This window comes from Mesorhizobium amorphae CCNWGS0123, from assembly GCF_001686985.1.
GTDB classification, from domain to species: domain Bacteria; phylum Pseudomonadota; class Alphaproteobacteria; order Rhizobiales; family Rhizobiaceae; genus Mesorhizobium; species Mesorhizobium amorphae.
The window spans coordinates 472,555-484,200 of record NZ_CP015318.1 but is presented as its reverse complement, the minus strand read 5'-3'; the positions used below and the strand labels follow the sequence as shown (position 1 = coordinate 484,200).

Here is an 11,646-nt window from a genome sequence, read left to right as displayed (position 1 = left end):
TTTTGTGGCAAGGGCAAGGCACTCAGACGAACAGCGCGCGCTCCCGCTCCACCGCCCTGGTGATGAAGCTTGCGACCACCTGGACGCGGCGCAGCGGCCTCACCGATTCGTGATAGACCAGCCAGTAGGCGCGGCGGATGGGGGCCACGATGTCGACAGGCACCAACTCCGGCATGGAGCGGGCGACGAAGGTGTGCAGGATGCCGATGCCGGCGCCGGAGCGCACCGCCTCGGCCTGGCCGAGCGCCGAGGAGATGGCGAAGCTGGTGCGCCAGTCGGCGCTGAACTCGGCCGCATAGTCGAGCGAGGGGCTGACGATGAGGTCGGGCACATAGCCGATCAGCGTGTGCTGGCCAAGCGCGGCTGCCGTTTGCGGCAGGCCATGCGCCTCGACGTAGGTGCGCGAGGCAAACAGGCCGAGCGTGTAGTCGACCAGCTTGCCCGCCACCAGCCGGCCCTCGGTCGGCCGCTCGACGGTGATGGCGATGTCGGCCTCGCGCCTGGATAGCGAGAAGGAGCGCGGCACAGGCACCAGCTGGATGGTGAGTTCGCGGTGGAGTGTCGTCAGCTCGCCGAGGTGCTTGGCCAGGAAGGCGACGCCGAAGCCGTCGGGCGCGCCAATGCGCACCGTGCCGGAGATGTCGTCGCCTTCGCCGGCCACGGTCGAGCGCGCGGCGATCATGTCGCTCTCCATGCGCTCGGCAATGTCGAGGAAGCGTTCGCCCGCCGGCGTCAGCTCGCTGCCCGTGGTGAGCCGGCGAAACAGTTTTGTCCTGAGTGCTTCCTCGAGCGCTGCGATGCGGCGCGAGACGGTGGCGTGGTTGAGTTCAAGGCGCTTTGCCGCGCCAAGGATCTGCCCGGCGCGCGCCACGGCGAGGAAGATGCGGACGTCATCCCAGTTCATGGGGGTGGTCCCAATTCGTGACGGGCGCCGCGTTCCCGCCCACCCCCCTCTGGCCTGCCGGCCATCTCCCCCGCAAGGGGGGAGATTGGCAGTTTCTTTGATGGTGCCTCCCCTTAAACGCCGGTGATTGGCGGAAGCCTGCGTGATATCCGATCTCCCCCCTTGCGGGGGAGATGTCCGGCAGGACAGAGGGGGGTGTGAAGGAACGCAAGCTTCGGCCTTTTCAGCAATCCGTCATTTGCGGCATTTAATGCACACTCGACCTCCGTTGTCTATTTCCCGCACAACGGTTGCGTTCTGGCTCGCGTTGCCATCGCCCCGGCAAAGGCGGACAATGGCTCATCCAAAACAAGGGAGAGAGATCATGATCGAATACGGTCATTACATCGGCGGCAAGCATGTCGCCGGCACCAGCGGCCGCAAGCAGGACGTCATGCAGCCGATGGACGGCTCCGTGCGCGGCACGGTGGCGCTGGCCTCGCAGGCGGAACTGCGCGCGGCGGTCGAGAACGCCAAGGCGGCGCAGCCGAAATGGGCGGCGACCAACCCGCAGCGCCGTGTGCGCGTGCTGATGAAGTTTCTCGAACTGGTCGCCCGCGATTATGACGAACTGGCCGATATCCTGGCGCGCGAGCACGGCAAGACCATCCCCGACGCCAAGGGCGACATCCAGCGCGGGCTCGAAGTGGTCGAAGTCTGCGTCGGCGCGCCGCACATGATGAAGGGCGAATTCACCGACGGCGCCGGCCCCGGCATCGACGTCTATTCGATGCGCCAGCCGCTCGGCGTCGTCGCCGGCATCACCCCGTTCAACTTCCCGGCGATGATCCCGCTGTGGAAGATCGCCCCGGCCATCGCCTGCGGTAACGCCTTCATCCTGAAGCCTTCCGAGCGTGATCCGGGCGTGCCGATCCGCATCGCCGAACTGTTCCTCGAGGCCGGCCTGCCTGCCGGCATCCTCAACGTCGTCAATGGCGACAAGGAAGTGGTCGACGCCATCCTCGACGATCCGGACATCAAGGCCGTCGGCTTCGTCGGCTCGACGCCGATCGCCCACTACATTTATTCGCGCGGCACCGCAGCCGGCAAGCGCGTGCAGTGCTTCGGCGGCGCCAAGAACCACATGATCATCATGCCCGACGCCGACATGGACCAGACCGTCGACGCGCTGATCGGCGCCGGCTACGGCTCGGCCGGCGAGCGCTGCATGGCGATCTCGGTGGCCGTGCCGGTCGGCAACGACACCGCCAACCGGCTGATGGAAAAGCTCATCCCGCGCGTCGAAAGCCTGAAGGTCGGCCCGTCGACGGACTCTTCCGCCGATTTCGGTCCGCTGGTGACGGCGCAGGCGCTGGAGCGGGTCAAGGGCTATGTCGACGCCGGCGTCAAGGAAGGCGCCAGCCTGGTCGTCGACGGTCGCGGCTTCTCCATGCAGGGCTACGAGAACGGCTACTATATGGGCGGCTGCCTGTTCGACAACGTCACCGCCGACATGCGCATCTACAAGGAAGAGATCTTCGGGCCGGTGCTCTCGGTGGTGCGTGCGCCAACCTACGAAAACGCCATCAAGCTCGCCAACGACCACGAGATGGGCAATGGCGTCGCCATCTTCACCCGTGACGGCGATGCGGCGCGCGACTTTGCCTCGCGGGTCCAGGTCGGCATGGTCGGCGTCAACGTGCCGATCCCGGTTCCGATCGCGTACTACACGTTTGGCGGCTGGAAGGCGTCGTCCTTCGGCGACCTCAACCAGCACGGCCCGGACGCGTTCCGTTTCTACACCAAGACCAAGACGGTCACCTCGCGCTGGCCGTCCGGCATCAAGGACGGTGCCGAGTTCGTCATCCCGACGATGAACTGACCGGACGTTTTCTCGCTTGCGCGTCCTCGCCTTCGGCTGCGGGCGCGCGGGCAGGCATCAAGGACGGTGCGGAATTCGTCATCCCGACGATGAACTGAGCCGAGAAAGCCAAACACATTGAGAAAGCGCGGTGCAAGCCGCGCTTTCTTTCTATTTGGGCATGCCTCCGCAGCGATCCGCGTGATGCATCACGTTCAGAGAGCATCCGCGCTCTAACTGTTCCATGGCTGTGTGATGGAACCAACAGACGATCATCCGCCTTAGGCTGTATTCCTGCCGAGATGCAGGCCAATCAACAGCGCCGGTAGCAGCCGGGGTCTCGTCTGGCGCGAGGAGGTGTCGGATGACACGAGGTTTTTGGGCGACGATGGCCGTTGCGGCAGTTGCGATGTCTGCCGGAGCGGCTCAAGCGAAAGCGGCCGCGCAATGCGCGCCGCGCGCGGACGTGGTCAAGGCGCTCGGCGACAAGTTCCACGAAAGCGAAACAGCGCGCGGTCTGGTCAATCCAAGCGTCATCCTTGAGGTTTTCGTTTCCGAGCAGGGCACCTGGACGCTCCTTGCCACCGACACGCAAGGTCAGAGTTGCGTCATCATGGCGGGCGAAGGTTGGGACGGTGCGACGATGGTGGCTGCCCTGCCGGGTACCTGAAGGTTTTCCAAGGCTGTTGCGGCATGGCCAGGCCGCGACTGTTTTTCGGATCCAAAAAGGAACAAGCGGGCGTCCCCGCGCGGCGCCCGCTTGTTATTTTCCTTGGCCAGCACCATATATGGAACATAGCGGGAACATCCGCTGGACGGCAGACCGGAACACAGAAAGGAGCGACGCGATGATGACGTCGGAACCGGCCTGGGTCGCCCCGGCAAAATGAGGCCGTCAACCACCTCTTCTTGCCGGGACGCGATGGCAAAGGAGGTGCTTTATGGCACGCAAATCTCTGTCAGCTTGGGTGAAGACCCTGGTTCTTGCCGGTGCACTGGCGATGGGCACGAGTGCCGCCAGCGCCCAGTACCAGTTCTGCGTTGAGCACGGCGTTCTCGTTGCGCATCTGAGCGAGAATTTCCAGGAAAAGCAGTTTGCGTTCGGGCTGATCGGTCAGACCGCGATCATGGAAGTCTTCGTCGCTGAGAGCGGAACCTGGACGATCGTCGTCACCGATGTCACCGGCACGAGCTGCATCATTGCGGCCGGCAACAATTGGGAAAACGTGGTGGCCCAGTCCGGCCACGATGCATAACGGAACAGGCGCCGTCCCTTGCGCGCCCGCCGTCAAAGCCGATGAACGATCGTCATGCGCCGATGTCCAAGCGCGTGATCCCTTCGTCGGCCAGCGTGAAGTTGTAATGGAGCGTCGCCGGACTGCCGGGGAAATTGCCCGACACGATGCCGGCGACCCGCCATGCATTGCCATCGGCCGTCGCATCGGCAACCTCGACCGTCACCCGATATTTGCGTGTGGTTGCTTCCATCCAGTCACGGATGGCGACTGCCCCCTGATGGGTTTTGCCTTCATCCCGGACCGTGGCGTGCGGCGAGAAGGGGATGAGCATCCCGTCGATGTCATGCCTGTTCTTGGCGGCAAAATAATCCACCAGAGGCTGGGGAAGTTTTACGGTCATGGGTTCGTCTCCGGTTCCGATTGCCGCCGTCGACCTGACGTCCGCGGCGCTTGTCCGGTCCCTAAAATGAGATATGCTGAAGAAATGACAAGAACCGACGAAAAAGTAAGGTACTTACCTGAAAGTAAGGACGAGCCCGAAGGTGAGGATGAGGGGCTGACGCCGTCGTCCGCGGCGAGCGGCGTCGAGAATGCGCTGCGCATTCTGGAAGGCCGTTGGAAACTGGTGATCCTGTTTCACCTGTTCGGCGGCAAGGTGCTGCGCTTTTCCGATCTCGAACGGGCGATCCCGGCGATCTCGCAGAAGATGCTGATCCAGCAGCTGCGGCAAATGGAGGCCGACGGCATCGTGCGCCGCGTCGTGCATCACCAGGTGCCGCCGAAGGTCGAGTACTGCCTGACCGACTGGGGCCAGGCGCTATGCCCGGCTCTCGACGCCTTGTTGAAATGGGCGGCGCAGAAAGAGCCGGCCGAAGGCTGACTCCGGTTTCGTCTATCGCGTCGCCGCCGTCTCGGCATGGCCACGCAGCAGCGCCATCAGCCGCTTGGCGTCCTTGGCTGCTCCTTCCTCGTCGCCATCGAGGATCGAGCGGATCAGCGCGACATGGTGCTCGGCCGATTCGGCGAGCCCGGTATCGGCCTTGTAGCGGAACCAGAAGCGGCGGCTGTGGGTCTGCAGGGGTGCGGCAAGCCGCGCCGCGAACGGGTTGTCGGCGGCCAGCGCCAGCGCCTCGTCGAGTGCCTTGTCGGCCTGGATGAAGGCCAGCACATTGCCCGAGATCACCGCCTTCTGCATGGCAAGGGCGGCTTCGTGAAACAGGTCGGCGGCCTCGCGGGTGACGAAGCGTGCGGCCGAGCGGGCGAGCACCACCTCGACGCCGCGACGCGCGTCGAGGACGCGCAGCCAGTCACCGGGATGGAGCGGAGCAATCGCGATGCCGGCGCGCGGCCGGACATCGAGCAGTCCTTCCCAGGCCAGGCGCTGGATCGCCTCGCGCACCGGCGTGCGGCCAAGGCCGAGGCGCTCGATCAGCGCGCCTTCGGTGACGAAACTGGCCGGCGCCAGTTCGAGCGTCACGATCATGTGCTCGAGCATGCGATAGGCCTTTGCGGCCGCCGGCGCGGAGCCAGATATATCATCCCACAATGTCATCGCACCCTCTGATATATTTTAAATATATCATAACAGATTCCGCATTGACAGCGGGTTTCCTGTCAAATATATCACTGATATATCAGATGGAGAGGCAGCTATGTGGACCGGAGTTTTCCCCGCCGTCACGACCAAATTCACCGAGGACGACCGCCTCGACCATGCCGAGATGGAGCGCTGCTTTGCACTGCAGATGGAGGCCGGTTGCGACGGCATCATCGTTTGCGGCTCGCTCGGCGAAGGGCCGATGCTGTCGCATGACGAGAAGATCGAGGTGCTGAAGACGGCGCAGAAGGTCGCCGGCAAGAAGCCGGTGCTACTGACGGTCAACGAGGCCGGCACCCGCGAGGCGGCCAGCATCGCGCGCCGCGCCGCCAAGGAAGGCGCCAACGGACTGATGGTCGTGCCGAGCCCGATCTATCACACCAATGAGGAAGAGACGGTCGCGGCGCTCCGCGCCGTCGCCGAGGCCGGCGACCTGCCGGTCATGATCTACTCCAACCGGCTCGCCTACCGCGTCGACGTGACCGTCGACCAGATGGAGGAACTGGCGGCCGACAAGCGCTTTGTCGCCATCAAGGAATCCTCCGACGACATCCGTCGCTCGACTGAGATCATCAACCGCCTCGGCACACGCTACGACCTGTTCACCGGCGTCGACAACCTCGCCTTCGAGGCGCTGTCGGTCGGCGCCATCGGCTGGGTGGCTGGGCTGGTCACCGCCTTCCCGCGCGAGACGGTCGCCATCTACCAGCTGATGAAGCAGGGTCGCCGCGAGGAGGCTCTCTCCATCTATCGCTGGTTCCGGCCGCTGCTCGACCTCGACGTGTCGACCTATCTGGTGCAGAACATCAAGCTGGCGGAAGTGTTTGCGATCAACACCAACGACCGCGTGCGCATGCCGCGCCAGCCGCTGTCAGGCGAGCGCCGCAAGGCGGTCGAGAAGATCGTCAAGGACGCATTGGCAGTGCGGCCGAAGCTGCCGCAGTTTTGAGTAATCTCTTGCGGCAGCCTGACAAGGGGTAGTGCCCACGTGCAAGGAAATTCCAAATCGGCAGAGGAAGGGCGCAGCCCCTCATCCGCCCTTCGGGCACCTTCTCCCCGTGAACAGGGAGAAGGGGAAGATATCGCCATCGTCGGTGGCGGCATCATCGGCATCTGTGCCGCCGCCTATCTCACCGAGGCGGGGAGAAACGTCACGATCTTCGATCGAACCGGCATTTGCGAGGAGACGAGTTCCGGCAATGCCGCCGCCTTCGCCTTTTCCGATGTGCTGCCGCTCGCGCATAAGGGCATGATCCGGCAATTGCCGAAATGGCTTGCCGATCCACTGGGGCCGCTCAGCATTCCGCCCGCCTATCTGCCGAAACTCCTGCCCTGGCTGTTCCGCTTCTGGCGCGCCGGGCGGGCTGATCTCTACGAGGCCAGCCTTGCGGCGCAGGTCGGCATGATGCGGCTTGCCGAGGCCGAATGGATGGGCCTGCTCGATCGTTCCGGCACGCGGCCGATGCTGCGCGAGGACGGCTCGCTGGAGTTTTACGAGAGCGAGGCCGAGTTTCGCGCTTCGCTGCCGAGTTGGGCAGCGCGTGAGCGCTTTGGCATCGGCTTCCGCCATGTTGAGGGCGAGGAACTGGCGGGGCTGCAGCCAGGCCTGTCGCCGCGTTTCGTCAAGGCCACGTTCGTGCCGGGATGGAAGACCGTCGCTGATCCCAAACTACTCGGCAAGGCGGTCTGGGCCTATGCCGAGGGTCTGGGCGCCCGCTTCGAAAAGACCCGGATCGAGCGTGTCGATGCGGGCCAGGACGGTGCGACGCTGACGCTTGCCGATGGCACCACGCGACGGGCAAGGCAGCTCATCATCGCCGCCGGCGCATGGTCGCATCTGCTAGCGAAAAACCTCGGCGAGCGCATCCCGCTGGAGACCGAGCGCGGCTACAACACGACGCTGCCGAAGACCGCTTTCGACGTGAAGCGGCAACTGATCTTCTCCGGCCATGGCTTCGTCATCACGCCTCTGGACACCGGCCTGCGGGTCGGCGGCGCCGTCGAACTCGGCGGCATCGAGCGGCCACCCAACTATGCCCGCTCGAAGGCGCTGCTGGAAAAGGCGAAAGCCTTCCTGCCGGGGCTCGATCCGGCCGATGGTCGCGAATGGATGGGGTTCCGTCCGTCGCTGCCGGATTCGCTGCCGGTCATCGGCGCTGCCCGAAACAGCGCATCTGTGATCTATGCCTTCGGCCACGGCCATCTCGGCCTGACCCAGTCGGCGGCCACCGGCCGCTTGATCCGCGATCTGGTTCTCGGGCAGACTCCGCCGATCGATCTCGCTTCCTTCAGTCCACAACGGTTTTGAGTTCCAGGAGACGTCATGGCCAAGCAATCCTTCTTCTGCATCGACGGCCATACCTGCGGTAATCCGGTGCGGCTGGTCGCCGGCGGCGGGCCACTGCTCCAGGGTTCGACGATGATGGAGCGGCGCGCACATTTCCTCGCCGAATATGACTGGATCCGCACCGGGCTGATGTTCGAACCGCGCGGCCACGACGTGATGTCGGGCTCGATCCTCTATCCGCCGACGCGCGAGGATTGCGACATCGCCATCCTGTTCATCGAGACCTCGGGCTGCTTGCCGATGTGCGGCCACGGCACGATCGGCACGGTGACGATGGCGATCGAGCACGGGCTGATCAAGCCGAAGACACCGGGGGTGCTGAGGCTCGACACGCCGGCCGGCCTTGTCATCGCCGAGTACAAACAGGTCGGCGAGTATGTCGAGGAGGTGCGCATCACCAATGTGCCTTCCTTCCTCTATGCCGAGGGCCTGACGGTGGAATGTCCGCAGCTCGGCGAGATCAAGGTCGACGTCGCCTATGGCGGCAATTTCTACGCCATCGTCGAGCCCCAGGAGAATTATCGGGACATGGCCGATCATTCCGCCGGCGACCTCATCGCCTGGAGCCCGGTGGTGCGGCAACGGCTGAACGAGAAGTACACATTCGAGCATCCCGAGAACCCGGGCATCAACCGGCTGTCGCACATGCTGTGGACCGGCAAGCCGACACACCCTGAAGCGGATGCACGCAATGCCGTCTTCTACGGCGACAAGGCGATCGATCGTTCACCTTGCGGCACCGGCACCTCGGCGCGCATGGCGCAGCTCCATGCCAAGGGCAAGCTCAAGGCCGGCGACAGCTTCGTCCATGAGTCGATCATCGGCTCGCTGTTCAAGGGCAACGTCGAAAAGGAGGTTGCTGTCGCGGGCAAGCCGGCGATCATCCCCTCGATCGGCGGCTGGGCGCGGATGACCGGACTGAACACCATCTTCATCGACGACCGCGATCCGTTCGCGCATGGGTTCATCGTCAAGTGATGTCGATTGGGCCGGCCTGGGATTGTTTGTCGGCTGAGACCTCCTGGCGAAACCAGTCGGCGAATTTGAGCGCTGCCGGAGAGGCTTGCGCCGACATCGTCAGGAAGTAGCCCTTGTCGCGGTTCGTTGCGACCTCCGACAGAACGATCAGGTCGCCGCGCCTCAACTCGTCGCGAAAAACCTCGACCGGACAGAGCGCCACGCCGTGACCGGCGATGACCGCCGTGGCAAGAATGTTGAAGTCGGCAAAAACCGGTCCGTTGCCCACATCGACCCCGGGCAGTCCGGCCTCCAGAAACCATTCACGCCAGCCCTGGCGAGTCTCGTCGTGCAGAAGGTCGGCGACGGCGATGCCGGCCGGCGTGCGCAGATGCTTGCTGCCGGCGAGATAGTGTGGGCTGCATACCGGTCGATTGAAGCGTGAAAACAGCTTTAGGCTGGTGACGTCGGGAGATGGATCGGCACCGAGCGTGATCAGCACGTCGTTCTGGCCGTCGCCGAGCCTCTCGTCGGCCTTGGCGTAGGCGACCCTCATGCCGATACCGGGATGACGCGCGGTGAAGTCCGACAGACGCGGCACCAGCCAGCGGCTGGCGATGGATGGAATACAGCCCACGGACAACGTCTCAAGCCCGGCATTGCGCCGAATCCGGCGGCACGTGGCGCCGAGTTCGGCAAGCGCGCCGCTCGCCGAGGCCTGCAGGATCACCCCCGCTTCCGTCAGGCGGACCTTGCGGGCATCCCGGTGAAAGAGCGAGACGCCCAGCCATTCCTCCAGCCGCCTGATCTGGTGGCTGATGGCGGGATGGGTGACGTGAAGCTCTTCGCCGGCAGCCGAAAAGCTCAGATGGCGGGCAGCCGCCTCGAAAGCGCGAACGGCATTCAGTGGGATGTAGTCCATCTGTAAAATTTACGAACATATCGCGTGAGAAGCAATCATTTGAAAGCCTGCCTTCGCTGCGGCATTCGTGCGGTAGGTGTGGCTTCTGAGAGAACGATCATGTTTACAAGACAACTGACTGATGTAGAAAAATCTGACTTCTTCGTCGATTGGGGCAATGGCACGAGCCATCGCCTGTTGACGCAGCGGGACGGCATGGGCTTCACCGTCTGCCATACCGTCGTGCGTGCAGGCAGCGAATCACGCCTGCATTACCGGCGGCATTTCGAGGCCTGCTACTGCATCGCCGGTGCGGGTGAGGTCGAAGACATGTCCGGCCACGTGCATCGAATCGAGCCGGGCACGATCTATGTGCTCGACGAGCATGACGAGCATTATCTGCGTGCGGACGCGGCCAGCGACATGGTCCTAGTCAGTGTGTTCAACCCCCCGTTGAACGGCACCGAGCGGCACGTTCTCGGTCGGGACGGCGGCTCGGCTTACTGACCCTTGCCGCACGATCATCCCCTCTGTCGGCGGCTGGGCGGCGCGCATGACCGGATTGAACACCATTTTCATCGACGACCGCGACCCGTTGGCGCATGGTTCGTCGTCGAACAGGGAGAATCCTGACCAGGCGGAACAGCAGGAGCGCAAACGGGACGGCCTTTGCCGGCGCAACGATCCTGCCCATCACCTAATTTTGACGGCGATTTCTTCGAAATGGGGTGCATGATACGGCTGAATCGTCAAAGACATTGCGTTATGCCAATGATAGGGTCCGCGATAGTCCAGGGGTCGGGTAGCGAAAAAACGGGCAATCGGATGGCGTGCCGGCAAAACACGTTCGACGATTGAAAAATCACGTTGCAATCCGGGCTCGAAACTTTACGACTAGGGGAAATACGAAAAGGAATGCGTCCACAAAGGCGACATTCCAGGGGAGCCACGGCAGTATGCAGTACTTCGTCCAGCAGCTTATCAACGGGCTGACGCTGGGATCGATCTATGGGCTGATCGCAATCGGCTATACGATGGTCTACGGCATCATCGGCATGATCAATTTCGCCCATGGCGACATTTTCATGGTCGGCGCATTCACCGCCCTCATCGTCTTCCTCATCCTCGGCGCGCTGTTCTATTCAGTGCCGGTCGTCATCGCCCTGCTGATCATGATGATCGTGGCGATGCTTCTGACCAGCCTCTACAACTGGACCATCGAAAAGGTGGCTTACCGGCCGCTGCGCGGTTCGTTCCGGCTGGCGCCGCTGATCACCGCGATCGGCATGTCGATCGCGCTGTCCAACTTCGTCCAGGTGACGCAAGGGCCGCGCAACAAGCCGATCCCGCCGCTGGTGTCTAAGGTCTACACGGTCGAGGGCGTCAGCGTGTCGCTGAAGCAGATCATCATCGTTCTGGTCACGGTGGTCCTGCTTGCATTGTTCTGGTACCTGGTCAACAAGACCTCGCTTGGCCGGGCGCAGCGCGCCTGCGAGCAGGATCGCAAGATGGCGGCATTGCTCGGCGTCGATGTCGACCGTACCATCTCGATCACCTTCATCATGGGCGCAGCCCTTGCCGCGGTCGCCGGCACGCTGTTCCTGATGTACTACGGCGTTGTGGTGTTCTCCGATGGCTTCGTGCCGGGCGTGAAGGCCTTCACCGCGGCCGTGCTCGGCGGTATCGGCTCGCTGCCCGGTGCCGTGCTCGGGGGCCTGCTGATCGGCTTCATCGAGAGCATGTGGTCGGCCTATTTCTCCATCGACTACAAGGACGTCGCCGCGTTCTCGATCCTGGCGATCGTGCTGATCTTCCTGCCTTCCGGCATTCTGGGCCGGCCAGAAGTCGAAAAGGTCTGAGCT

13 protein-coding genes and 1 pseudogene are annotated in these 11,646 nt (G+C 63.5%); 10 read left to right on the top strand and 4 right to left on the bottom strand.

Annotation, left to right across the window (positions count from 1 at the left end; all coding sequences use genetic code 11):
• Positions 1–22 precede the first annotated feature (22 nt).
• Entirely contained in the window at positions 23–904 is an 882-nt protein-coding gene (locus tag A6B35_RS02290) for a LysR family transcriptional regulator (protein ID WP_006204836.1), read from the bottom strand.
• A 364-nt stretch (positions 905–1,268) separates the two neighbouring features.
• Here A6B35_RS02290 and A6B35_RS02285 point away from each other — a divergent pair, with 364 nt between their 5' ends.
• From A6B35_RS02285 to A6B35_RS02275, 3 genes are all read left to right on the top strand, one after another.
• Positions 1,269–2,765 carry a CoA-acylating methylmalonate-semialdehyde dehydrogenase gene (locus A6B35_RS02285; protein ID WP_006204837.1) on the top strand — a complete coding sequence of 499 codons (1,497 nt, stop codon included), beginning with the start codon at positions 1,269–1,271 and terminating at the stop codon, positions 2,763–2,765.
• Between the two features lie 343 nt (positions 2,766–3,108).
• Entirely contained in the window at positions 3,109–3,414 is a 306-nt protein-coding gene (locus tag A6B35_RS02280) for a hypothetical protein (protein WP_006204838.1), read from the top strand.
• Between the two features lie 271 nt (positions 3,415–3,685).
• Complete coding sequence (locus tag A6B35_RS02275) at positions 3,686–4,000, top strand: hypothetical protein (RefSeq protein WP_006204839.1); 315 nt, start codon at positions 3,686–3,688, stop codon at positions 3,998–4,000.
• Between the two features lie 52 nt (positions 4,001–4,052).
• On the opposite strand, the gene A6B35_RS02270 is transcribed toward A6B35_RS02275, so the two are convergent.
• Positions 4,053–4,382, bottom strand: a complete 330-nt coding sequence (locus tag A6B35_RS02270) for a nuclear transport factor 2 family protein (RefSeq protein WP_006204840.1) — start codon at positions 4,380–4,382, stop codon at positions 4,053–4,055.
• A gap of 156 nt (positions 4,383–4,538) precedes the next feature.
• On the opposite strand from A6B35_RS02270, the gene A6B35_RS02265 reads away from it, so the two are divergent.
• Entirely contained in the window at positions 4,539–4,862 is a 324-nt protein-coding gene (locus tag A6B35_RS02265) for a winged helix-turn-helix transcriptional regulator (protein WP_040583578.1), read from the top strand.
• Between the two features lie 12 nt (positions 4,863–4,874).
• Here the strand turns inward: A6B35_RS02265 and A6B35_RS02260 are convergent, their stop codons facing one another.
• Positions 4,875–5,534: a GntR family transcriptional regulator gene (locus A6B35_RS02260; RefSeq protein ID WP_006204842.1), complete on the bottom strand. Its 660-nt coding sequence runs from the start codon at positions 5,532–5,534 to the stop codon at positions 4,875–4,877.
• A gap of 100 nt (positions 5,535–5,634) precedes the next feature.
• On the opposite strand from A6B35_RS02260, the gene A6B35_RS02255 reads away from it, so the two are divergent.
• From A6B35_RS02255 to A6B35_RS02245, 3 genes are read left to right on the top strand one after another with little or no spacing between them, the layout of a single operon-like run.
• A complete protein-coding gene (locus A6B35_RS02255; RefSeq protein WP_006204843.1) occupies positions 5,635–6,528 on the top strand; it encodes a dihydrodipicolinate synthase family protein in 894 nt (297 codons plus the stop codon).
• A 39-nt stretch (positions 6,529–6,567) separates the two neighbouring features.
• Positions 6,568–7,887: an NAD(P)/FAD-dependent oxidoreductase gene (locus A6B35_RS02250; RefSeq protein WP_006204844.1), complete on the top strand. Its 1,320-nt coding sequence runs from the start codon at positions 6,568–6,570 to the stop codon at positions 7,885–7,887.
• A 15-nt stretch (positions 7,888–7,902) separates the two neighbouring features.
• Positions 7,903–8,904 carry a 4-hydroxyproline epimerase gene (locus A6B35_RS02245; protein WP_006204845.1) on the top strand — a complete coding sequence of 334 codons (1,002 nt, stop codon included), beginning with the start codon at positions 7,903–7,905 and terminating at the stop codon, positions 8,902–8,904.
• Here the strand turns inward: A6B35_RS02245 and A6B35_RS02240 are convergent.
• A complete protein-coding gene (locus A6B35_RS02240) occupies positions 8,897–9,805 on the bottom strand; it encodes a LysR substrate-binding domain-containing protein (protein WP_006204847.1) in 909 nt (302 codons plus the stop codon). The genes A6B35_RS02245 and A6B35_RS02240 overlap by 8 nt on opposite strands.
• A 99-nt stretch (positions 9,806–9,904) precedes the next feature.
• Here A6B35_RS02240 and A6B35_RS02235 point away from each other — a divergent pair, with 99 nt between their 5' ends.
• The 3 genes and pseudogenes from A6B35_RS02235 (at position 9,905) to A6B35_RS02230 (ending at position 11,643) form a co-directional block, all read left to right on the top strand.
• Positions 9,905–10,291, top strand: a complete 387-nt coding sequence (locus A6B35_RS02235; RefSeq protein ID WP_006204849.1) for an ectoine synthase — start codon at positions 9,905–9,907, stop codon at positions 10,289–10,291.
• Between the two features lie 7 nt (positions 10,292–10,298).
• Positions 10,299–10,391, top strand: a pseudogene (locus tag A6B35_RS37330) (proline racemase family protein); the annotation flags it as partial.
• 349 nt (positions 10,392–10,740) lie between these two features.
• A complete protein-coding gene (locus tag A6B35_RS02230) occupies positions 10,741–11,643 on the top strand; it encodes a branched-chain amino acid ABC transporter permease (protein WP_006204851.1) in 903 nt (300 codons plus the stop codon).
• Positions 11,644–11,646: the final 3 nt, after the last annotated feature.